The 22,072-nt window shown below is 71.8% G+C and carries 18 protein-coding genes; 7 read left to right on the top strand and 11 right to left on the bottom strand.

Going from position 1 to position 22,072, the window contains the following annotated elements; all coding sequences use genetic code 11:
* Positions 1 to 44 precede the first annotated feature (44 nt).
* The 6 genes from msrB to EPO13_06330 all read right to left on the bottom strand — a co-directional run bounded on the left by msrB (position 45) and on the right by EPO13_06330 (position 6,765).
* Positions 45 to 488 (bottom strand): peptide-methionine (R)-S-oxide reductase, encoded by a 444-nt coding sequence (gene msrB, locus EPO13_06355; protein TAK69498.1) that lies wholly within the window; start codon positions 486 to 488, stop codon positions 45 to 47.
* Positions 489 to 538: 50 nt separating this feature from the next.
* Entirely contained in the window at positions 539 to 1,243 is a 705-nt protein-coding gene (locus EPO13_06350; protein ID TAK69497.1) for a hypothetical protein, read from the bottom strand.
* A gap of 14 nt (positions 1,244 to 1,257) precedes the next feature.
* Positions 1,258 to 3,150: a diguanylate cyclase gene (locus tag EPO13_06345; protein TAK69496.1), complete on the bottom strand. Its 1,893-nt coding sequence runs from the start codon at positions 3,148 to 3,150 to the stop codon at positions 1,258 to 1,260.
* A gap of 46 nt (positions 3,151 to 3,196) precedes the next feature.
* A complete protein-coding gene (hemG, locus tag EPO13_06340; protein ID TAK69751.1) occupies positions 3,197 to 4,591 on the bottom strand; it encodes a protoporphyrinogen oxidase in 1,395 nt (464 codons plus the stop codon).
* A gap of 219 nt (positions 4,592 to 4,810) precedes the next feature.
* Positions 4,811 to 5,905: a uroporphyrinogen decarboxylase gene (gene hemE, locus EPO13_06335; protein TAK69495.1), complete on the bottom strand. Its 1,095-nt coding sequence runs from the start codon at positions 5,903 to 5,905 to the stop codon at positions 4,811 to 4,813.
* Positions 5,906 to 5,925: 20 nt separating this feature from the next.
* Entirely contained in the window at positions 5,926 to 6,765 is an 840-nt protein-coding gene (locus EPO13_06330) for a DMT family transporter (GenBank protein ID TAK69494.1), read from the bottom strand.
* An 83-nt stretch (positions 6,766 to 6,848) separates the two neighbouring features.
* On the opposite strand from EPO13_06330, the gene EPO13_06325 reads away from it, so the two are divergent.
* The 5 genes from EPO13_06325 to EPO13_06305 all read left to right on the top strand — a co-directional run bounded on the left by EPO13_06325 (position 6,849) and on the right by EPO13_06305 (position 11,730).
* Complete coding sequence (locus EPO13_06325; GenBank protein TAK69493.1) at positions 6,849 to 7,448, top strand: DUF3000 domain-containing protein; 600 nt, start codon at positions 6,849 to 6,851, stop codon at positions 7,446 to 7,448.
* 315 nt (positions 7,449 to 7,763) lie between these two features.
* Positions 7,764 to 8,348 (top strand): response regulator transcription factor, encoded by a 585-nt coding sequence (locus tag EPO13_06320; protein TAK69750.1) that lies wholly within the window; start codon positions 7,764 to 7,766, stop codon positions 8,346 to 8,348.
* Between the two features lie 75 nt (positions 8,349 to 8,423).
* The gene (locus tag EPO13_06315; GenBank protein TAK69492.1) at positions 8,424 to 9,698 is read left to right on the top strand and encodes a ribonuclease D; all 1,275 of its coding nucleotides are present in this window, start codon (positions 8,424 to 8,426) and stop codon (positions 9,696 to 9,698) included.
* Positions 9,699 to 9,854: 156 nt separating this feature from the next.
* Positions 9,855 to 10,724: an FTR1 family protein gene (locus EPO13_06310; GenBank protein ID TAK69491.1), complete on the top strand. Its 870-nt coding sequence runs from the start codon at positions 9,855 to 9,857 to the stop codon at positions 10,722 to 10,724.
* Between the two features lie 112 nt (positions 10,725 to 10,836).
* On the top strand, positions 10,837 to 11,730 hold the full coding sequence (locus EPO13_06305; GenBank protein TAK69490.1) for a hypothetical protein: 894 nt from the start codon (positions 10,837 to 10,839) through the stop codon (positions 11,728 to 11,730).
* Between the two features lie 4 nt (positions 11,731 to 11,734).
* On the opposite strand, the gene dxs is transcribed toward EPO13_06305, so the two are convergent.
* The 5 genes from dxs to EPO13_06280 form a co-directional block, all read right to left on the bottom strand.
* A complete protein-coding gene (gene dxs, locus EPO13_06300) occupies positions 11,735 to 13,690 on the bottom strand; it encodes a 1-deoxy-D-xylulose-5-phosphate synthase (GenBank protein TAK69489.1) in 1,956 nt (651 codons plus the stop codon).
* A gap of 81 nt (positions 13,691 to 13,771) precedes the next feature.
* On the bottom strand, positions 13,772 to 14,146 hold the full coding sequence (locus EPO13_06295) for a hypothetical protein (GenBank protein TAK69488.1): 375 nt from the start codon (positions 14,144 to 14,146) through the stop codon (positions 13,772 to 13,774).
* Positions 14,147 to 14,203: 57 nt separating this feature from the next.
* Complete coding sequence (gene acnA / locus EPO13_06290; protein ID TAK69487.1) at positions 14,204 to 16,987, bottom strand: aconitate hydratase AcnA; 2,784 nt, start codon at positions 16,985 to 16,987, stop codon at positions 14,204 to 14,206.
* 302 nt (positions 16,988 to 17,289) lie between these two features.
* Positions 17,290 to 18,543 carry a class I SAM-dependent RNA methyltransferase gene (locus EPO13_06285; protein ID TAK69749.1) on the bottom strand — a complete coding sequence of 418 codons (1,254 nt, stop codon included), beginning with the start codon at positions 18,541 to 18,543 and terminating at the stop codon, positions 17,290 to 17,292.
* A 23-nt stretch (positions 18,544 to 18,566) separates the two neighbouring features.
* Positions 18,567 to 20,723 carry an APC family permease gene (locus EPO13_06280; GenBank protein ID TAK69486.1) on the bottom strand — a complete coding sequence of 719 codons (2,157 nt, stop codon included), beginning with the start codon at positions 20,721 to 20,723 and terminating at the stop codon, positions 18,567 to 18,569.
* On the opposite strand from EPO13_06280, the gene EPO13_06275 reads away from it, so the two are divergent.
* Together EPO13_06275 and EPO13_06270 are read left to right on the top strand one after the other, a co-directional pair.
* On the top strand, positions 20,716 to 21,378 hold the full coding sequence (locus EPO13_06275) for a TrkA family potassium uptake protein (protein TAK69485.1): 663 nt from the start codon (positions 20,716 to 20,718) through the stop codon (positions 21,376 to 21,378). The genes EPO13_06280 and EPO13_06275 overlap by 8 nt on opposite strands.
* On the top strand, positions 21,378 to 22,037 hold the full coding sequence (locus EPO13_06270) for a TrkA family potassium uptake protein (protein TAK69484.1): 660 nt from the start codon (positions 21,378 to 21,380) through the stop codon (positions 22,035 to 22,037). Before EPO13_06275 ends, EPO13_06270 begins: the two co-directional genes overlap by 1 nt.
* Positions 22,038 to 22,072: the final 35 nt, after the last annotated feature.

Below are 22,072 nucleotides of genomic sequence, written 5' to 3'. Positions count from 1 at the left end.
GCCGTCACCGTACCCAACTCGCGAGGGCTACTGCCGTCAGGCGCTCAGTCGACCGTTTCGTGCCGCAGCGCGACCGAGTTGATGCAGTAGCGCTGGTCTGTCGGGGTGTCGTAGCCCTCACCGGAGAACACATGTCCCAGATGCGACCCGCACGCGGCGCAACGCACCTCCACCCGGAGCATTCCCATGCTGCGATCCTCGAGTTCCACCACCGCGTCACCGGCCAATGGCGAGAAGAACGACGGCCAACCACAGTGGGAGTCGAACTTCGTCTCACTGGTGAACAGGTGCGCCCCGCAGGCCCGACAGCTGTAGACACCACGGGTCTTCGTCGACACGTACTCGCCCGACCACGCAGGTTCGGTGCCGGCCTGGCGCAGCACCCGGTACTCGAACGGTGTCAGATCGGCCTTCCACTCCGCCTCGCTGCGGGACACTCGATAGGGCGTTCCGGTCGGCGCGGTGTCGGGCACGGTCTCGGGATCCATGGCGCAGACGGTACGTCGCTGCCCGCCGCGGCGCACCTGGATCCAGCCGCTCACGGCAGGTCGGCCACCAGGTCGGCCACCGGACGACGCCGGCCGGTGTAGAACGGCAACTCCTCGCGGACGTGCAGTCGAGCGCGCGACGCGCGCAGATGGCGCATCAGATCCACGATGCGATGCAGCTCGTCGGCTTCGAACGCGAGGACCCATTCGTAGTCGCCCAATGCGAATGCCGCGACGGTGTTGGCGCGGACGTCCGGATACTCCCGGCCGAGCTGACCGTGCTCGGCGAGCATCGCGCGGCGCTCCTCGTCCGGCAGGACATACCACTCCAACGACCGCACGAACGGATACACGCAGACGTAGTCGCGAGGACGCTCGTCGGCGAGGAACGCCGGGATGTGCGACTTGTTGAACTCGGCCGGCCGGTGCAGTGCCATCACCGACCACACCGGCGCCAGGTGACGCCCCAAGGCGGTGCGGCGCAGCCGTTGGTACGCCGCCTGCAGGTCGTCGGACGACTCGGCGTGCCACCACACCAGCAGGTCGGCATCGGCGCGCAGGCCCGAGACGTCGTAGGTGCCGCGGACGACTACGTCCTTGGCCGCCAACTGGTCGAACAGATCCGACACCTCGGCCGACAGCCCGGACCGATCGTCCGGCAGCGGCAGGTCAGCTCGGAAGACCGACCACATCGTGTAGCGGACGACCTGGTTGAGATCACGAGCCTTCGGGCGCGGCGAATCAGTGGCAGCCATGCGCCCATCATCGGTCAGGCCGGGCGACTCCCGCCGAAGGGGTCGTCGTCGCGCCATACCTCGTGGGCGACAAGAGCGTCCTGCTGCTCGCCGGGTTCCGCCGGCCACTCCGCGAGGTCACGTGCCGGCTGGTCGGCCACGACGTAGCGGTCCCGGCCGTCCTCCTTCGCCTGGTACAGGGCCCGGTCGGCGATCTGCAGTGCCTCGCTGAGGTCCAGACCGTCGGCACGCGCGACACCGAAACTTGCAGTGAACACCGGCGACTGAGCAGTCAAAGCTTCGGCCAGCCGCGTCCGGATCCGCTCCACGACCACGACGGCCTGCTTGACGTCGCTGTCCATGATCAGCAGCGCGAACTCCTCACCGCCGAATCGGGAACACAGATCGCTGCCGCGCAGGCTGTCGCGCAGCACCCCGGCGAACCGTCGCAGCGCTCGATCGCCGGCATCGTGACCGTGAGCGTCGTTGAGCAGCTTGAAGCAGTCCAGGTCGGCCATGACGATCGCGGCCGGTCGCGCGGTCCGCAGCAGCGACCGGGCCCGGGTCTCGAACGCGCGCCGGTTGAGCAGGCCGGTCAGCCCGTCCGTGGTCGCCTGCAGTGCAGTGCGGTTGAAGGCCCGGACCGTCCCTACCCGAGCACCCACGTGGGTCGCCAGCCCGGTCAGCTGGTCGACCTGGTCGGCAGACAGCCGCTCCCCGTCGGGCCCTGTCACGTGCAGGACGCCGAGCGCCTGACCCATGAAGGACAACGGCACGCACGTGGCGGAGACCGGACCGCTCGGCCGCCCGTGCAGCTTCTGGCACGCGTTGATCGCCGAACTCGACGGGAACACCTGGGTCGAGCCGCGTCGGACCGCCGGGCAGGCGTACGGCGAATCGACCCCGCAGCCCGGCGCCGGCAACGCCTCGTTGATCGCTTCGACGCTCAGGTGTGCCCGGCTGGAATCGGAGAGCAGCAGTTCGGCAGGCGACGTGGCGAAGCCGTCACGAAGCACTCGCGCGACGACCTCCTTCACCTCGTCCTCGGTATCGACGAGCTCGAGCGCCTCGGTGATCTCGCGGCCCATTCGGGCCTTCTCGGCCTCGTCCTGCAACCGCCGGCTCAACCGCTGTTGCGACTCGGCGGCACGATTGACCGCTCGGGCGAGCCGGGCGAAATCGTCACTGCCGCTGTCGGGCAAGCGCTCGGCCAGGTCACCGTCGGTGAGCTTCTCCGCTCCTTCGATCATCCGGACCACCCGGCGCCGCAGGATCGTCATCACGACCGCGATGTAGCCCAGCAACCCCATCAGCCCGATGGCCAGTACCGAGTAGAAGATCCGCCGGTTGGCCGAGGTGACCTCGGCCGCAGCGGCGACCGCGGTTCCGGCATCGGCAGCGGCCGTAGTGCTCAGCGCATCGACCGCGGCTTCGGCCGCCCGCCGGTCGGCCTGGACCTCGCTTCGAGCCGCCGCATCGGCCGGCGGTGACGCCGCCGCGGCCGTCTGCAGTGTCGACAGCGCGTCGTCGACGACCTGCAGATTCGCCGCGGTCGCGGGGACACCGGTGTCCAACGTCGTTCTCGCCTCGGCCAGGGCGGCCTTCGCCGCCTCTTCTCGCACCGCAAGTTCGGCGATCGCGACCGTGCGCTGCGGGGACGCTGCCGGCAGGGACACGGCTTCCAGGGCCACCGACTCCAGTCGGGAGAACGACGAGGACAGGCGCGCGACGGCCTCCGCATCGGCGTGCGCGCTGGTCACCCGGGCCTCGGCTGCCCCGGCAAGCCGGACGTTGCGGACGCCGAGGCCCGCAACGACGGCACCCAGCAGCAGCGCCAGGGCGAAGAAGCCCGCCGCGGCGCTGACAATGCTCAGGTCGCGCCCGGGTCGCGAGGACGTCTTGATCACCGGCGGTGAGAGCTCGGCCACGACTGGCCTATCGGCAGTCGGTCGTCGTCCCTTGAGGGACAACCGATCACATTCGCCCGGACGGCTCGACCGACCCGCGCACCTGCCGCGCCGCGAGGTGCGCCGAGGCGATCACCGCGGGAATCCCTACCCCGTCGTACGTCGCGCCACACACCGCGAGACCCGGCTGGGTAGCGACCGCCGCCCTGATCCGGGCGACCCGCGCGACGTGGCCAACGGCGTACTGCGGCAGGGCCCCACCCCAGCGGGTCACGCTGGCCGCCAGCGGCGGCGCGACGACGCCGAGGAAACGACGGAGCTCGGCCACAACCAACTCGACGAGGTCGTCGTCGTCGCGTTGCAGCAGCCCGGCGTCGCCCCAGCGTCCGACCGACGCCCGGACCACCCGCCGTTGCCGATCCTGGTCGGCCACCCACCCCCACTTGGCGGACAGCAGCGTGACCGCCTTGACCGCCGAGCCCTCGACCGCGGGCACGAGGAACCCCGAGCCGTCCGGCCAGGATGCGGCGTCGTGCGGGAACGCCATGGCGATCAGCGCGACGCTGGCAAGCTCCACGTCGGCAAGGTCGGCAGCAGCCGTCGGTACGACGGCCTGCAACAGCCGCGACGCCGCGGGAGCCGGAACCGCCAGGACGACCGCGTCAGCCTCCACCGTCGGGCCGAGCTCCAGGCCCCCGCGGACCGACAACCGCCACCGGTCACCGACACGGGCGAGGCCCACGACAGTGGTCGCGGTACGGATCTGCCCGCCGGCGAGCCGGACCCGCTCCGCGGTGGACTGAGCTAGGCGGCTGACGCCACCGGCGATGCCGGCGAACACCGGCCCCGAACGCTGCCCGGTTGTCACCTTCGACGCGGCTCCCAGCAGCGACCTGTCCTGCCGGACACCGGCAAACAGCGCCGGCATGGTCGCCTGCAGTGACAGGTTGTCCGCGCTGCCGGCGTAGACCCCGCCCAGCAGCGGATCGACCAGACGGTCCACGACCTGCCGGCCGAGGCGTGCGGCAACGTACGAACCGACCGCGACGTCAGCCGTCGGCGCCGAGCCGGGAAGGCACCGGTCGAGCGGGACGCGAAGCAGGCCGGGCAGCGACAGGATGCCGGCGTCGGCAAGCGCCCGCAGGTCGGCCGGCACTCCCAGCACGGTGCGCCGCGGGAGCGGTCGCAGCCTGCCCCGCGACCAAATCGACGCCGTCGTCGTGCGCGGAGTCACCAGGTCTGCGCCCAGGCCGACCCGCTCGGCCAGCTCCGCCGCCTCCGGCCGGGTCACCAGCAGCGACTCCGCGCCGGCGTCGTGGCCGAGGTCGTCCAGCGCGCCCGCCCGCAGCTTGCCGCCCACCGCGTCGGCCTGCTCCAGCACCGTGACGATGGGAGCGTCCGGTTGGTCGAGCAGGTCGAGGGCGGCGACGAGGCCGGCGATACCGCCGCCGACGACGACCACCCGGCGGCTATCCCCCACGCCGTCCCCGCCCCTGCGGACGGCGCTGGGACTGCGGACGGCACGGCCGCCGCGAATGGCGCTGGGACTGCGGACGGCACGGCCGCCGCGAATGGCGCTGGGACTGCGGACGGCACGGCCGCCGCGAATGGCGCTGGGACTGCGGACGGCACGGCCGCCGCGAATGGCGCTGGGGCTGCGGACGGCGCCTCGCGGTGACCATCAGCCGGGAAGACCCGCGTGGACGAGGTCGACGACGCGAGCCAGCTGGTCCGGATCCGTGTCGGGCAGGACGCCGTGGCCGAGGTTGAACACATGTCCCGGCAGCGATCGGGCCTGGCGCAGCACCTCGTGCACCGCGGTATCCACCGCGGCCGGCGGCGCGAACAGGACGGCTGGGTCGAGGTTGCCCTGCAACGGCATCGGGCGGCCCACGCGTTGCGCGGCGACGTCGAGAGGAACCCGGAAGTCCACGCCCATCACGTCGGATCCGGCGCCGGCCATGAGGCCCAGCAGTTCGCCGGTACCGACGCCGAAATGGATCCGCGGCACACCGAGATCGGCGACGGCGGCCAGCGCGGCCGTCGAGTGGGGCAGCACGTACCGCTCGTAATCGGCAGCACCGAGTGCACCGGCCCACGAGTCGAACAGCTGGACCGCGCTGGCGCCGTGCAGCACCTGCTGGCGCAGGAAGGATCCAGCGATCCGGGCGAGCCGGGCGCACAACTCGTGCCACACCTCGGGAGCGCCGAGCATCAGCGCCTTGGTGCGGGCGTGATCGCGGCTAGGGCCGCCTTCGACCAGGTACGAGGCGAGGGTGAACGGCGCCCCGGCGAAACCGATCAGCGGTATCGAGCCGAGATCGGCAGCCAGCGCCGACACCGCCTGCAGCACACCGGCGATGTCGTCCGGTTCGAGGTCCCGCAGCTGCTCGAGGTCGGCTGCGGTCCGAACCGGCCGGCCCAGCATGGGGCCGACGCCCGGCTTGATGTCGACGTCCACGCCGATGGCCTTCAGCGGGACGACGATGTCGCTGAAGAAGATCGCCGCGTCGACGCCGTACCGACGGACCGGCTGCATGGTGATCTCGTGGACGAGTTCGGGGGTGAAGCAGGACTGCAGCATCGGGACGCCCTGCCGGACGCGGCGGTACTCCGGCAGCGAGCGGCCCGCCTGCCGCATGAACCACACCGGCGTGACGTCGGGCCGGTCGGCGCGGCAGGCTCGGATCAGTCCGCTGGTCGCCGTACGGCCGTCGACGAGCGGGTGGGCTGCCGGCAACCGGGCAGCCGACGTCGCAGCAGTCGCAGGGGTCATCGCACCAGATCGTCGCACGGTCAGCCGAGGACGTCGCCAGCAGCGATCAGCACGATGCCCGCCACGACGGAGCCGACCCCGGCGTACTGCACCGCGCGGAGCCGCTCACCGTGGAACCACCAGGCCAGCACCACGGTGACGACCGGGTACATGGAGCCCAGCACCGACACGATCGACAGCAGGCCCTCGGTGGACGCCAGGCCGTACGCCAGGTTGGCGAGGACGTCGAGCAGTCCGGTGGTGGCCAGCAACGGCAGGTCCACCGGCCGCAGCCCCCCGACGTTGCGGACCGCCAGCAGTACGGCGAGGAAGAACACGAACGTGGTGATGCGCATCCCGGTCATCGTCATGATCGCCGAGGTCTCGCTGCCGTGGGCGAGGGCGAGCAGGGACAGCCCGAACAGGGCAGCGGCCGCCGACGCGAGCAGGATCGGCCGCCGCGGGGCACCGCCGGACAGTTCCGGGCCGGAGGCGAGGACGACGCCGGCGACCGCCAGCACGATCCCCAGAACCGCCGGCCCGCCCGGCGCCTCGCCGCGCAGCAAGCCGGCGGCCAGCGGGACCAGGACGCCCAGGGCGGCGATCGGCGCGACGATGCCCATCGTCCCGGCCGCGAGCGCCGGGTAGAAACACAACAGACCGCCGACGCCGGTCACGCTCGCCAGAATCGCCCAGCCCACGTAGCCACGGTCGGTGGACCAGGATCCCGACGTCGACGCGATGAGCAGCATGAACGCCAGACCGAACGCCTGGGAGCCGCCGACCACGGCCAGCGCGGCGCGGCGACGACTGAGGGTGCCGCCGAGGAAATCCGAGGTGCCCCAGGACAGGCTGCACAGCAACGCCAGGACGATGGGCACGGCCGCTCACCCTAGGGGGCGCGACACGTTTCCCCGCCGCGCCGTGCACGGTCCTGACTGCCTGTGCGCCGTACCGTGGCGGCGTGACGTACCCGCAGGGCCCGGACGCTCGCCCGTCGGCCGACCCCGACGCTCCGCTGAGCTTCCGCACCGCGTTGGCGTCGCTGGGCACGGTGCGGTACCGCGACGAGATCGACGTCCACGAGGCCCCGGCGCCGCATCGGCTCGCGCCGTACGCCGTCGCCCTCGTGGCCGAGATCGTCGACGACGACGAGGAGGTGGCCAGCGGCCGCCTGGTCGTGCTGCACGATCCGGCCGGTCACGAGGCATGGGACGGCACCTTCCGCGTCGTGGCCTTCGTGCGGGCCCGCCTCGAGCCGGAAATGGCCTCCGATCCGCTGCTGCCGGACGTCGGCTGGACCTGGGTCCGGGAGTCGCTGGACAGCGCAGTCGCCGACGAGCGCGTCCTGGGCGGCACGGTCACCCGAACCAGCTCGGTGTCCTTCGGCGCGATGGCCGAGCGTCCGGTCGAAGGACAGATCGAGATCCGGGCGTCCTGGACCCCGGCCGGACCCGACCTTGCCCCCCACGCCCAGGCGTGGGCCGACCTGCTCGCGACCGCCGCCGGCCTGCCCCCGGTCCCGCAAGGCGTCGCGTCCCTGCCGGGGCCACGGCGCCGCTGAGAACCCGCTGCCGCTGACAGGCCGGTGCCGGTGGGAGGCCGGTGCCGGTGGGAGGCCGGTGCCGGTGGGAGGCCGGTGCCGGTGGGAGGCCGGCTGGACAGCGCGGCACGGCTGCAAGTCCGGTGCGGCTCAAGGCCCGGCGGCGTCGCCCCTTGCGCTCCGTCACCGTCGGTACTGCCCGGATCGCCCGGACGGCCGGTTCAAGCATCCCCAGCCGCAGGCCGATGACTGTGGTGTCGCCGCCGCCCGGGCGGTCCACAGCGAGGAGGTCCGGTGGTCGCCGTCGTCGAACGCCCGGGTGGACCGCTTACGGCCATGTCCCGCCACCGCTTCACCGCGATGGTGGTCAGTTCCTCGCCGCAACGACGGGTCGCGATGGTCGCCCGGTTGCGTGGCCTCGGTGCCCGCGAGGTCGTCGAGGCGGCCAGTGCGGCCGAGGCACGGGTGCGGGGCCGCACCGAAGGCGCCCACGATCTGTGCGTCGTCGACGCATCACTGCCGGACTCCCCCGTCCTGCCGCTGCTGCAGGATCTGCGCCAGGTGGGCTGGAAGCGGATCGTGGTGCTCACCGGCCGGGACGACCCCTACGCGGTACGCGCCGCGCTGGCCGCCGGGGTCCGGGGCTACGTCGTGATCCCGGAGAGCACCGGCCCGGCCGGCGCCACAGCCGTCGTCCCGCGCAGCCGGCAGCGCACGGGCACGCCGGACGAGTTGTCGGCCCGCGAAGTCGAAGTGCTCCAACTGGTTTCGGATGGTCGCAGCAACAAGCAGGTCGGCGAGGAACTCGGCCTGTCCGCTCTGACGGTCAAGAGCCACCTCGCCCGGATCGCCCGGAAGCTGGGGACCGGGGACCGGGCCGAGATGGTGGCGTTGGCGATGCGATCCGGTCTGGTTCGCTGACAGCTGCCACGACCCGCAGCGGCTGGGGCCTGCCGCGAAGCTGTCGCGACAGGCCGCGGCGCTACATTGGCCCGGATGAGTGACGTGGCGGTAGCCGGCGACGAACCGCCCACCCCACCGCACTCCCCCGCCACAGCTCCGACAGCCGTTCCGCTGCTGGCACCGCGTGACGGTGTCCCGCCGGTGGTGTGCGATCCGGAAGACCTGCAGCTCGCCGTACGACGCTTGGCCGCCGGCAGCGGCCCGGTGGCGGTCGATGCCGAGCGGGCGTCGGGTTACCGCTACGGGCAGCGGGCGTACCTCGTCCAGCTGCGCCGGGCAGGCGCCGGCACGGTGCTCATCGACCCCGTGCCACTGCGGGACCTCTCGGCGGTCGGCGCGGCCCTCGCCACCACGGAGTGGGTGGTCCACGCCGCCTCGCAGGACCTGCCGTGCCTGGCCGAACTGGGGATGCGGCCGTCCAGCGTGTTCGACACCGAGCTGGCCGGCCGGCTGCTCGGCCACTCGCGGGTGGGGCTCGGCGCGCTCGTGGAATCCGAACTCGGTCTGCTCCTGGAGAAGGGTCACGCGGCGGCTGACTGGTCGACCCGGCCGCTGCCCGAACCCTGGCTGCGGTATGCCGCACTCGATGTCGAGGTTCTGGTCGAACTGCGCGACGTCCTGGCGACCCAACTGGCCGAGCAAGGGAAGACCGGCTGGGCCGAACAGGAGTTCGCCGCGATCGTGGCCGCTGGACCGCCGCCGCCCCGGGTGGATCCGTGGCGACGGACGTCCGGCCTCCACCGGATCCGGAGCCGGCGCCAGCTCGCGGTGGCCCGGTCGCTGTGGGAGGCCCGCGACCGCGCCGGCCAGGCACGCGACATCAGCCCCGGCCGCGTGCTGCCCGACCTCGCGATCGTCGCTGCCGCACTGGCGATGCCGTCCTCCGAAGCGGCCCTCGTCGCGCTGCCCGAGTTCGCCGGACGGGGCCAGCGGCGGCACAGCCGGCTGTGGTGGGAGGCCGTCGAACGCGCGCTCGCCGAACCCGAGGCCGCCTTGCCGGCGAACAGCCGGGTCCCGGTCGGTCCGCCGCCGGCGCGCGCGTGGCCTGATCGCGACCCCGCGGCCGCCGGCCGGCTGGCGGCGTGCCGGGCGGCCATGGCGGAACTGTCGGAGCGGTGGGCCACCCCGGTCGAGAACCTGCTCGCGCCCGACACCCTGCGCCGGCTGTGCTGGACCCCGCCGGACCCCATCGACGCCGGCACGGTCGCGGACCACTTCCGTCAGCACGGCGCGCGGCCGTGGCAGGTCGAGCTGATCACCGGCCCGGTCGTGGCCGCCTTGACCGCCGCCGCGCAACCACCTGACTGACGCGGCCGCCTGCGGACCCGGCTCCTGCCGAAGCGTTCTGTCGACGCCCCGACCAGCGCGGCGGCCCACCGGTCCGGCCCGACGCCCTGCCCGTAGGCAGTCCGCGCCCCAAAGTAGGTATGCCTTACCGTAGGCCCACGCACTGGAGGGCGTCCCATGACCTACGCGTACCCGAACTTCCTCATCGGGCTCCGGGAAGGGCTCGAAGCCTCGCTGGTGGTGGGCATCCTCGTGGCCTACCTGGTACGTACCGGCAACCGCCGCAAGCTGCCGTGGGTCTGGGCCGGGATCGGGCTGGCCCTGGTCCTGTCGCTGTCGTTCGGTGCCCTGCTGACCTTCACCTCCCGCTCGCTGACGTTCGAGGCGCAGGAGGCGTTCGGCGGCGTCCTGTCGATCATCGCGGTCGGATTCGTGACCTGGATGGTCTTCTGGATGCGGCGCGCGTCACGCCAACTCAAGGGCGAGTTGCAGGGACAGCTGGCCGCGGCCCTCGACGCCGGCGCGTTCGCCCTCGCGCTGGTCGCCTTCCTCGCCGTCGGCCGTGAGGGACTCGAAACGGCTCTGTTCCTCTGGACGAACACTCAGGCGGCCGGGACGTCTTCTGGCACAGGGCCGATCATCGGCGCGATCCTCGGTCTGCTGGTCGCCGTCGTCCTGGGCTGGCTGATCTACCGCGGGGCGCTGAAGCTCAACCTCGCCGTGTTCTTCCGCTGGACCGGCGCGCTGCTCATCCTCATCGCCGCGGGGGTCCTGTCGTACGGCGTACACGACCTGCAGGAGGCGGGGATCCTGCCGGGGCTGAACTCGCTCGCGTTCGACGTCAGCAGCGCCGTTCCGCCGTCGAGCTGGTACGGCACGCTGCTCAAGGGAATCTTCAACTTCTCGCCGGCCACCACGTGGCTCGAACTGGTGGCCTGGGTCGGCTACCTAGTCCCGGTCATGGTGCTGTACTTCCGGCCGTACCGTCCCGCCGCACCCGCCACACCGAACCCCCGGGCCGAGTCGCACTCCCCTGCTTCGGCTTGAACCGCAAGCAGACTCGGCGCTCCGCCTGACGTGATCGGGTACTGACACACAGCGACCTCGGTCACCCCGCAGGCGGTCGATTCCGAACCGGCCGCGTTCCTATCGTGCTGGCATGACCGGCGACGGGCAGGTGACGGCGCTGCGCCGGGCCGTGCTGGCGGCCGCCGTCCTGCACGACGTCGAGGTGACGCCAGCCGATGACGGCGTCGACGTGGCCATCGAAGGCACGACGTGGCAGTTGGCATGGCAGGACGTCGGCGCGCTGCTGTCGGCGGCGTACGGCGAGCCCCGCGCCGGCGCCGAACGGTTCCGCGCCGCGGTTGCCCTACGCCAGCTGGCGTTGGCGGCGCCCGATGCGCTGCTCGACCGGGTCAGGCCGGTGGCACTCCCCCGCGGGCACGTCCTGCACCCCGGACCGGGCTGGCCGCACCGCAGCGTCCTGGGCGGCTGCCTCGACGTGGGAGTCGGCCTTGTGCCGCAACCGAATCCGCTCGACGACGGCGGCGTGATCGACCTGCGCGATCCGCCGCCGAACACCGTCCAACCACTCCTGGAACCGGTGGTACGGGGCACGGCCTGGGACGCGTTCGCCGCTGCCGACCGGGCCGAGTACCACCTGGCCCGGCTCGGCGCGCTCGCCGCCGAGCGGCACCGCCGCAACCCCGACACCCCGCTGCGGCCGGTCGGCGAGGTCGACGTGGTGACCCTGCTGGCGTCCGCGACATTCCGCCGGGCGATCGTCGCCGACGATCCGGCCCGGATGCGGCCGGCCGCCGTTCCGGCGCGCCACCGCGGCTGGCTGGACCTGCGCCGGCTCGACCCGGCGTTCGCCCTGGCAGCCGCCGCCCTCACCGAGCCGCACGAGCGCGGTTTCGACCGTCCCATCCTGATCACCGCGGACGAGATCGTGCAGGTGCGGTACGGCGGCGACCCGCGGACGCCGGCCGTCGCCGATCCGGTGATCGGCGACTACGTCCAGCCGCCGCAGCGGTGGCCGGCGGGCTGACCGGTCAGCCGTCGGCCGGGTGGCCTTCGTCGGCGAGGGCGCCGAGCGGACCGGCCGGAGCGGCGCGGTACTCGTCCAGATGCGCGACCTCTTCGACGACCGCGCGGGCGATGTCCTGGGCCGTCAAACCGTTGTCGGCGAGCACCTCGGCCCGGCTGCCCTGAGCCAGGAACGACGCAGGCAGGCCGAAGCAACGGACCGGTGTCCCGACCCCGGCGTCCTGCAGGGCCAGGGCGACGGCGCTGCCGACCCCACCCATCCGCACACCGTCCTCGACGGTCACCACGAGCCGGTGGTGGGCCGCTCGGGCCGTCACCTCGGCCGGCACCGGCAGCACCCAGCGGGGGTCGAGGACGGTGACCGAGACGCCGTGGTCGGCCAGCCGGTCGGCCACGGCGAGGCACAGCCCGGCCAGGCCGCCCACGCTCACCACCAGCACGTCGGCCGGGGTGTCCGACGTCGCCGGCAGCCGGAGGAGATCACAGCCGCCCGTACGCTGCAGGCTCGGCTGGGCAGGCGGCACCGCCCCTTTCGGGAACCGGACGACGGTCGGGCCGTCGTCGACACCGACCGCCTCACGCAGCAGCGCCGCCAACTCGTCCCCGTCACGGGGCGCGGCGACTCGCAAGCCGGGAACGGCCGACAGCAGGGCCAGGTCCCAGACGCCGTTGTGGCTGGGCCCGTCTTCGCCGGTCACGCCGGCGCGGTCGAGGGCGAACGTCACCGGAGCGCGGTGCAGCGCCACGTCCAGCAGCACCTGGTCGTACGCCCGGTTGAGGAAGGTCGCGTAGACCGCGACGACCGGGTGCAGGCCGGTGAACGCCAGCCCGGCGGCCGAGGTCACGGCGTGCTGCTCGGCGATCCCGACGTCGTAGCAGCGACCCGGGAACGCCCGCCCGAAGACGTCCAGACCGGTCGGACCCGGCATCGCTGCGGTGATCGCCACGATGTCGTCGCGCTCCCGCCCCAGCTCGACCAGGGTGGCGGCGAACACGGCGGTCCAGCTGGTGGCGCCGCCGGCCGGCGGCAGACCGGTGTCCGGGTCGCAGGCCGCCACCGAGTGGAACCGGTCGGCCTCGTCCTCGACCGCAGGACGGTACCCGTGGCCCTTCTCGGTGATCGCGTGCACGATCACGGGACCGGCGTAACCCTTGGCCCGGCGCAGCGCGTGTTCGAGTGCCGCGACGTCGTGCCCATCGACCGGACCGACGTACTTCAGGCCCAGGTCCTCGAACATTCCCTGCGGCGCGACGACGTCCTTGATGCCCTTCTTCACCCCGTGCAGCGTCTCGTAGACCGGCGGCCCGACGACCGGCGTACGGCGCAGGAAACGCTTGCCCCACAGCAGGAACCGCTCGTACCCGCGGGTCGTGCGCAGGGTGGCCAGGTGGTGGGCCAGGCCGCCGATCGTGGTGGAGTAGGACCGCTCGTTGTCGTTCACCACGATGACCACGGGCCGGTCCTTGGCCGCGGCGATGTTGTTCAGCGCCTCCCACGCCATCCCGCCGGTCAGCGCGCCGTCGCCGATCACGGCGACGACGTGCCGCTGACCGAGTTCGCCGCTGCGCTGCCAGCCCTTGGCGATCCCGTCGGCGTAGGCCAGCGAGGTCGACGCGTGAGAGTTCTCGATCACGTCGTGCGGGCTCTCCGCCCGTGACGGGTAGCCGGACAGCCCGCCCTGCTTGCGGAGCCGGCCGAATCCGGTCTGCCGGCCGGTCAGCATCTTGTGCACGTACGCCTGGTGGCCGGTGTCGAACAGAATCGCGTCACCCGGGGAGCGGAACACCCGATGCAGCGCGATGGTCAACTCGACGACGCCGAGGTTGGGCCCCAGGTGCCCGCCGGATCGAGTGACCTGGTCGACCAGGACTGCCCGGATCTCGTCGGCGAGCGCGGGCATCGCCTCCGGTGCCAGCCGGCGCAGGTCCTCCGGTGAGCCGATGCCGTCGAGCAGGCCCACGCGGGTCCCCTTCCGTCCCTGATCGGTGCCGCCCCGAGTGTACGGCGGCCCCCCGGCGACCGCGGGGCATCCGGCGGCCGGTCAGCCGGGGCCCAGCCGTGGCCGCCACGTCTGGCCGCGCAAGGCACGTTCGACCAGGTCCACCTCGCGCTGCAGCGCCACCAGCCGCGTCCCCTCGGCCTCGACGGCCACGAGGACGGCGGCCACCGCCTCCGGGGGCAGCAGCTCGCCGAGTTCGCGCCGGACACCGGCGTAGGTCTGCCGGGCGCCGTCCAGGCAGGCCTCGACGTGGTGGGCCACGACGCGGGCGAGCGCCACCGGGTGGGCGCGCAGCACGGCGTACCCGCGCAGTTCCGGCGGGCCCTGGTCCAGCAGCCACGCCACGGCCCGGGCAGGCAGCTGAGCGTGCCCGGGTGCCGGCAGTGCCGGCGGCCAGCCCGGCGGCGTCACGCTCATCGACGTCGTCCGTGACGGGTGCGGTCGCTCAGCCGCGCGGTGCGGCGACCGCAGCTGTCACAGCAGGGACCGCAGGACGTACTGCAGGATCCCGCCGTGGCGGTAGTAGTCCGCCTCACCGGGGGTGTCGATCCGCAGCGTGGCGGTGAACTCGGTGACCGTGCCGTCCTCCTTGACCGCCTCCACCGCAACCTGCCGGGGAATGCGGCCCTCGTTGAGTTCGACCACACCGCTGACCGCGAACGTCTCCTCGCCGGTCAGTCCCAGCACGGCAGCATCCTGACCCGGCAGGTACTGCAGCGGCAGGACGCCCATCCCGATCAGGTTGGAGCGGTGGATCCGCTCGTAGGACTCGGCGATCACCGCTTTCACGCCCAGCAGTGCGGTGCCCTTCGCCGCCCAGTCACGCGACGAGCCGGACCCGTACTCCTTGCCTGCCAGGATCACCAGCGGCACTCCGGCGGCGGCGTATGACTGCGCAGCGTCGTAGATGAAGACCTGCGGCTTGGCCGGGTCGAGCAGGTCGACGGTGTAGCCGCCCTCGACGCCGTCCAGCAACTGGTTGCGCAACCGGATGTTGGCGAACGTGCCCCGGATCATCACCTCGTGGTTGCCTCGCCGGGAGCCGTAGGAGTTGAAGTCCGATTTCGCGACGCCGTGTTCCTGCAGGTACCGCCCGGCCGGCGAGTCGGCTTTGATGGAGCCCGCCGGCGAGATGTGGTCCGTGGTGACCGAGTCGCCCAGCTTGGCCAGCACCCGGGCACCGGTGAGGTCGGACACCGGTTGGGGCTGCAGCGGCATGCCCTCGAAGTACGGCGGCTTCCGGATGTACGTGGAGTCACCGTTCCAGTCGAACGTGTTCCCCCGCGGGGTCGGCAGTTCCTGCCACCGGCTGTCACCGGCGAACACGTCGGCGTACTTGCTGGAGAACATCTCCGCGTCGATACACGAATCGATGACCGCCTGCACCTGCTGCGCGGTCGGCCAGACGTCGGTGAGGTACACCGGCTTGCCGGCGGGGTCGGTACCCAGCGGCTCGGTGGTGATGTCGATGTCCATGGAACCGGCCAGCGCGTACGCGACGACCAGCGGCGGCGAGGCCAGGTAGTTCATCTTCACGTCGGGATTGATCCGGCCCTCGAAGTTCCGGTTGCCCGACAACACACTGACCACGGCGAGGTCGCTGGCGTTGACCGCGGCGCTGACCTCGTCCGGCAGCGGGCCGGAGTTGCCGATGCAGGTCGTGCAGCCGTACCCGACGACGTTGAACCCGAGCTTGTCCAGGTACGGCGTCAGGCCCGCCTTGTCGTAGTAGTCCGTGACGACCTTGGATCCGGGGCCGAGCGTGGTCTTGACCCACGGTTTGGTCACCAGGCCGCGCTCGACGGCGTTCTTCGCCAGCAGGCCCGCACCGATCATCACCTCGGGGTTGGAGGTGTTGGTGCACGACGTGATGGCCGCGATCACGACCGCGCCGTGGTCGATCACGCAGCTGCGGCCGTCGGCGAACTGGACCTGCGTCGGCCGGGACGGACGACCGTTCGAGCCGTGCGCCGCGGAGTGGACCACCGGCGCCGGCTCGGCGACGTCGACCGCCACCGGGTCGCTGGCCGGGAACGTCTCGGCCACGCCCTCGTCGAGGGCGGTCTGCACGCCGTCGCCGGTGTAGTTGGTGAGGGCCTCGCGGAAGCTGGTGCGAGCAGCCGCCAACGCCACGCGGTCCTGCGGACGCTTCGGTCCGGCCAACGACGGGACGACCTGCCCGAGATCCAGTTCCAGGTACTCCGAGTACACCGGTTCGTGGGCCGAGTCGTGCCACAGGCCCTGCGCCTTGGCGTACGCCTCGATCAACGCGACCTGGGCCTCGTCGCGGCCGGTGAGCCGCAGGTACGCCAGCGTCTCGTCGTCGACCGGGAAGATCGCGGCGGTCGAGCCGTACTCCGGGCTCATGTTTCCGATGGTCGCGCGGTTGGCCAGGGAGACGGCGGCGACACCGGAACCGTAGAACTCCACGAACTTCCCGACGACCCCGTGCTGTCGCAGCATCTCGGTGATGGTGAGCACGAGGTCGGTCGCCGTCGCGCCGGCCGGCAGTTCTCCGCTGAGTTTGAAACCCACGACGCGCGGGATGAGCATCGACACCGGCTGCCCGAGCATGGCGGCCTCGGCCTCAATACCGCCCACGCCCCAACCGAGGACGCCCAGCCCGTTGACCATCGTGGTGTGCGAGTCGGTCCCGACGCAGCTGTCCGGGTACGCCTGGCCGTTGCGGACCATCACCACGCGGGCCAGGTGTTCGATGTTGACCTGGTGCACGATGCCGGTGCCGGGTGGCACGACCTTGAACTCGTCGAACGCCGTCTGCCCCCAGCGCAGGAACTGATACCGCTCGCGGTTGCGCTCGTATTCGAGGCTGACGTTGAGGTCGAGGGCCTGCGGGGTGCCGAAGTGGTCGGCGATGACGGAGTGGTCGATCACCAGCTCGGCCGGGGCCAGCGGGTTGATGCGCGCCGGATCGCCGCCGAGGTCACGCACCGCTTCCCGCATGGTGGCGAGGTCGACCACACACGGCACGCCGGTGAAGTCCTGCATGATCACCCGGGCCGGCGAGAACTGGATCTCCTCGGTCGGCTCCGACGTCGGGTCCCACGACCCGAGCGAGGAGATCTGCGCGGCGGTGACGTTGGCACCGTCCTCGGTGCGCAACAGGTTCTCCAGCAACACCTTGTGAGTGAAGGGCAGCCGCTGCGAGCCGTCGACCGCAGCGATCCGGAAGATCTCGTACGACGTCCCGCCGGATTCGAGTGTGCCCCGGGCACCGAAGCTGTCCTTGCTCGCCATCGTCGACCTCGTCCTCCTGCGCCCGGCGGCGCACTCGCGCACAATCTCTTGACATCAAGATACCTGGCTGCCCGGGCGCGGAACCGGGCGGGCCGCCAGGCCGGACCGCGGCCACCGTAGCGCCGCCGGGAGCCGTCGAGCCGACCGGGCCACCGGCGTCGACCGCGCCTCCGAGCCACCTTCCACAGGTGCCTCGCGAACCAGCTGCCATCGCGCTGGGCGGCGTGCCGACGACACGTGACGAGGCCCAAGGGCGTGTCGCCACCGGCGATTTCGACCTCGGCGCCATACACCGATGTGCGTCACCGCAGGTCGGAGCCGGTCTTCGTGAGCAAGGCGACGCACTCCAGGTGGTGAGTGTTCGGGAAGGCGTCGAAGGCTCGGACCGCCTGCAGGACATACCCGAAGCTGCCCATCGTCCGGACGTCGCGAGCCAGCGCGGCGGGGTCGCACGCGACGTACGCGACGGCCCGCGGACGGCGGCGTACCAGGCCGCGCAGCACGGCCTCACCCGCGCCGCTACGCGGTGGGTCGAGGACGACCAGGTCGCAGCGCTTCGGGGCAGCGCGCGACGTCCACCACCGTTCGACGCGGTCGTGGTGCAGCCGGACGGTCGGCAGGTCGTGCAGATTGCGTCGCGCGTCGGCGCACGCCTGCCCGTCCGCCTCGACCGCGTCGACCCGCCCGCCCGGCCCCAGTGATGCCGCCAGCGCACCGGCGAAAAGCCCGACGCCGCAATAGAGATCGAGCAGATGCTCGCCGGGACGCGGTTGCAGGTACGCCGCGACAGCAGCAACGAACGCGTCGGCGGCACCGGGATGGGCCTGCCAGAAGCCGGTGGCGCTCACCCGCCAGGTCCGTCCGGCGGCGCGCTCGCGCACCCGAGGCGCCGGCCCGCCGGTGTGCACGACGACATCGCCGGACAAGGCCGGTTGCGGTGACCCCGCGGGAGTAGCCGTGACCACCCGGTCGCCCACCGCCGACGCCACGACGTGCACCTCCTGCGCCGCGGGCCAGCGGGTACGGCTTGCCCCCGTCCGGTCGACTCCGGCGGTCACCAGCGGACAGTGCTCGATCACCTCGAGGTCGTGCGAACGGTGGCGTCGAAGCCCCGGCCTGCCGTCCTCGTCCACACCCCAGCGCACCCGCGAGCGCCAGCCGAGACCGCCGTCGTCACCGGCGACAGGTTCGACCTGGATCGCATCGACCAGCGGGCCGTGAACGCCACCGAGGCGCTCCAACTGTTCACGGACGACGGCGGCCTTGAGGTCGCGCTGCAGTTCGGGCACCGCGTGCTGCCAGTCGCAGCCGCCGCAGCGCCCTGGTCCGGCGTGCGGGCAGGGCGGCGTACGGCGCCCGGCCGCGCCGGCGAGCACGGCGACGGCGTCGGCTCGCAGGTAACGGCCGCGGGCCCCGACGCCGGTGACCACCACCCGGACCCGCTCCCCCGGCAGCGCGTGCCGGACGAAGACCACCTGACCGTCGTGCCGCGCCACACAGTGACCGCCGTGCGCCACCGGTCCGACCTCGACGACGAACTCGGCACCGGGTTGCAGCCCACCGTCCCCCGGCGGAGAGGTCACGCGTCGCGGCCGGGCGGGGTCCGGTACTCGGCCTCCACGACGCGGTCGGCGGCCGCCGCCGTCGGCGAACCGCGCCGTACCGCCCCGGGACCCTCCGGCTCAGGGCGCCGCGCCACACGTTCGGAAGACGCCAGCTGCCAGGGCACGCTGACGACCATGACCCCCGGGGTGAACAACAGCCGCCCCTTCAGCCGCAGCGCAGACTGGTTGTGCAGCAACTGTTCCCACCAGCGTCCGACGACGTACTCCGGGATGTACACCGTCACCAGGTCGCGTGGGCTGTCGCGGCGCAACGAGCGGACGTACTCCACGATCGGCCGGGTGATCTCGCGGAACGGCGAGTCCAGCACCTTCAGCGGCACCGGGATGTCGCGGCGGTCCCATTCGACGGCGAGCCGAGCGGTCTCCTCGGAGTCGACGTTCACCGTGATGGCCTCCAGGACCGTCGGGCGGGTGGCCCGCGCGTACGCCAGTGCCCGCAGAGCCGGCTTGTGAATCTTGGAGACCAGCACCAGCGCGATGACCCGCGACGGCAGCACGACCTTCTCGTCGTCGTCCGGCACGAGCTCCATCGCGACGCGGTCGTAGTGCCGGCGGACCGCCTGCATCAGCACGTACAGCAACGGCATCGCGATACAGACGATCCAGGCGCCCCGGGTGAACTTCGTCAGCAGCACGATGACCAGGACCGTGCCGGTCATCGACAACCCGAAGGCGTTGATCGCGCGGGAGCGCTTCATCTGCCGACGGACCCGCGCATCGGTCTCGGTGCGCAGATGACGGGTCCAGTGCCGCACCATCCCGGTCTGGCTCAACGTGAACGAGACGAAGACCCCCACGATGTACAGCTGGATCAGCGAACTGACCTCGGCCTGGTAGACGATCACCAGGACGATGGCGAGCAACGAGAGCATGAGGATGCCGTTGCTGTAGGCCAGCCGGTCGCCCCGGGTGTGCAACTGCCGGGGCAGGTAGCCGTCGCGAGCCAGGATCGAGCCGAGCACGGGGAAGCCGTTGAAGGCGGTGTTGGCTGCCAGCGCGAGGATCAGCGCGGTCATCAGCGACACCACGATGACGCCGACTCCGAAGGAGCCGAAGACCGCCTGCGCGACTTGGACGATCACGGTCTTCTGTTCCTGCCCGGCGGGCAGTCCGATGAGGTCCTGGTCGAACTCGGTCACCTTGACCCCGGTCAGCATCGCCAGCCAGGTGATGCCGACGAACATCGCCATCGAGATGACCCCGAGCAGCAGCAACGTGGTCGCGGCGTTGCGTGACTTCGGCTTGCGGAACGCCGGAACGCCGTTGGCGATCGCCTCGATGCCGGTGAGAGCCGTTGTGCCGGAGGAGAACGAACGAGCGACCAGGAACAGCAGGGCGAGACCGGCGTAGGTGCCCTCCGGCCGGATGTCCCAGCCTGCGCTCTCGGCTGACAGCGTGGCTCCACTGGCCACCCGCCCGATCGCGACGGCGACCATCACGAAGATGCTGATCATGAAGCCGTACGTGGGGATCGCGAACGCCGTCCCGGACTCCCGCACGCCGCGCAGGTTCATGAAGGCGAGCACGGCGATGATGCCGACGGCCCACCAGACGGTGTGCGCGTCGAAGAAGGGGAAGGCCGACGAGAGGTTGGCCACCGCGGAGGAGATCGAGACCGCGACGGTCAGCACGTAGTCGACCAGCAGCGCGCTGGCCACGAAGACGCCGGCACGTGGCCCCAGGTTGGTCGACACGACCTCGTAGTCGCCACCGCCGCTGGGATACGCGTGGACGTTCTGGCGGTACGACGCGACCACCGTGAAATAGATGAGCACCACCGCGGCGGCGACCCATGGCCCGTACGAGTAGTACGACAGTCCGCCGAGCGAGAGCACCATGAGGATCTCTTGCGTGGCGTAGGCGTTCGACGACAGCGCGTCCGAGGCGAACACCGGCAGGGCGATGCGCTTGGGCAGCAGCGTCTCGCCGAGGCGGTCACTGCGCAGAGCCCGGCCCACGAGCAGACGCTTGAACACGTCGGTGACCGCCACGCCTGCGAACGATAGGGCCCCGGTGACGCAGCCGCCGCGTCGGTGACGTGTAGCGTGCTGAGCGGCCCCCGGCGGAGCGGGGCAGCACGACCCCGTCCTGCGAGAGAGCGCCGTGCACATCGTCATCATGGGTTGCGGCCGCGTCGGTTCGACGCTGGCCCATACCGTCGAAGGCATGGGCCATTCGGTCGCCGTGGTCGACCAGGAGCCGGCCGCTTTCCGGCGGCTGGGCCCGCACTTCGCCGGACTGACGGTCGCCGGCGTCGGCTTCGACCGCGAGACGCTGCGGGCCGCGGGGATCGAACGGGCCCACGCCTTCGCTGCGGTCTCCAGCGGAGACAACTCCAACATCCTCGCCGCGCGCGTCGCGCGCGAGACGTACGGCGTGGAGAACGTCGTCGCGCGCATCTACGACCCCAAGCGGGCCGAGGTGTACGAACGGCTCGGCATCCCGACCGTCGCGACGGTCTCCTGGACCGCGGTGCAGATGATGCGGCGGCTCCTCCCGCTGGGAGCGCTGGAGGAATGGCGCGATCCCAGCGGCACCCTGGTGGTCGCGGAGGTCCACGTCCACACCGCCTGGGTCGGGACGAAGATCAAGCATCTGCAGCAGCTCGCCGGATGCCGGGTGGCGTTCGTCACCCGCTACGGCGAGGCCATGCTGCCCGACGGTGACACCGTGGTGCAGGAGGGCGACCTGATCCACGTGCTGTTCGGCCACGACGACCGCGACCGGGTCGAGAAGGTCCTGGGCGCACCCCCGATGGTGAACTGATGCGCATCGCCATCGCCGGCGCGGGCAAGGTCGGCCGCTCGATCGCCCGCGAACTCGTCGGGAACGGTCACGACGTCCTCATGATCGACCGGGACCCGACCAAGGCGCGACCCGGGGTGGTCGCCGGGGTCCAGATCCTGCAGGCCGATGCCTGCGAGATCGCGTCGCTGGACGAGGCGGACCTGCCGCACTGCCAGGTCGTCGTCGCCGCCACGGGCGACGACAAGGTCAACCTCGTGCTGTCGCTGCTGGCCAAGACCGAGTACGGCGTCCCCCGCGTGGTGGCCCGGGTGAACCATCCGGAGAACGAGTGGATGTTCGACGAGTCCTGGGGCGTGGACGTGGCGGTGTCCACGCCACGCATGCTGTCCGCGCTGGTCGAAGAGGCCGTCACCGTCGGAGATCTGGTGCGACTGTTCAGCTTCCGTCGCGGCGAAGCGAATCTGGTCGAGATGACGCTCGGCAACCAGGCCCACGTCGTCGGCGGCCGGGTCGGCGACGTCCCGTGGCCACCGGATACCGCCCTGGTCGCGATCGTCCGCGGTCCCCGGGTCATCACGCCGAGCGCGGACGACCCGCTGGAGGTCGGCGACGAGCTGATCTTCGTCGCCGCTGCCGACCAGGAAGCCGCGCTGGCAGAACTGCTGTCGGCTCACTGAGCGGCACGTCACCCTGGCGCATGAGCCGCCGCCGT

It is taken from the genome of Actinomycetota bacterium, assembly GCA_004297305.1.
Taxonomy (GTDB): domain Bacteria; phylum Actinomycetota; class Actinomycetes; order S36-B12; family FW305-bin1; genus FW305-bin1.
This window is presented reverse-complemented; position numbering and strand designations above follow the sequence as displayed.

Excerpts from the sequence above, each read along its gene's own strand:
- msrB (TAK69498.1), bottom strand. The coding sequence starts at position 488 with ATGGATCCCGAGACCGTGCCCGACACCGCGCCGACCGGAACGCCCTAT.
- EPO13_06350 (TAK69497.1), bottom strand. The coding sequence starts at position 1,243 with ATGGCTGCCACTGATTCGCCGCGCCCGAAGGCTCGTGATCTCAACCAG.
- hemE (TAK69495.1), bottom strand. The coding sequence starts at position 5,905 with ATGACCCCTGCGACTGCTGCGACGTCGGCTGCCCGGTTGCCGGCAGCC.
- EPO13_06320 (TAK69750.1), top strand. The coding sequence starts at position 7,764 with ATGTCCCGCCACCGCTTCACCGCGATGGTGGTCAGTTCCTCGCCGCAA.
- EPO13_06315 (TAK69492.1), top strand. The coding sequence starts at position 8,424 with ATGAGTGACGTGGCGGTAGCCGGCGACGAACCGCCCACCCCACCGCAC.
- EPO13_06310 (TAK69491.1), top strand. The coding sequence starts at position 9,855 with ATGACCTACGCGTACCCGAACTTCCTCATCGGGCTCCGGGAAGGGCTC.
- EPO13_06305 (TAK69490.1), top strand. The coding sequence starts at position 10,837 with ATGACCGGCGACGGGCAGGTGACGGCGCTGCGCCGGGCCGTGCTGGCG.
- EPO13_06295 (TAK69488.1), bottom strand. The coding sequence starts at position 14,146 with ATGAGCGTGACGCCGCCGGGCTGGCCGCCGGCACTGCCGGCACCCGGG.
- acnA (TAK69487.1), bottom strand. The coding sequence starts at position 16,987 with ATGGCGAGCAAGGACAGCTTCGGTGCCCGGGGCACACTCGAATCCGGC.
- EPO13_06280 (TAK69486.1), bottom strand. The coding sequence starts at position 20,723 with ATGTGCACGGCGCTCTCTCGCAGGACGGGGTCGTGCTGCCCCGCTCCG.
- EPO13_06270 (TAK69484.1), top strand. The coding sequence starts at position 21,378 with ATGCGCATCGCCATCGCCGGCGCGGGCAAGGTCGGCCGCTCGATCGCC.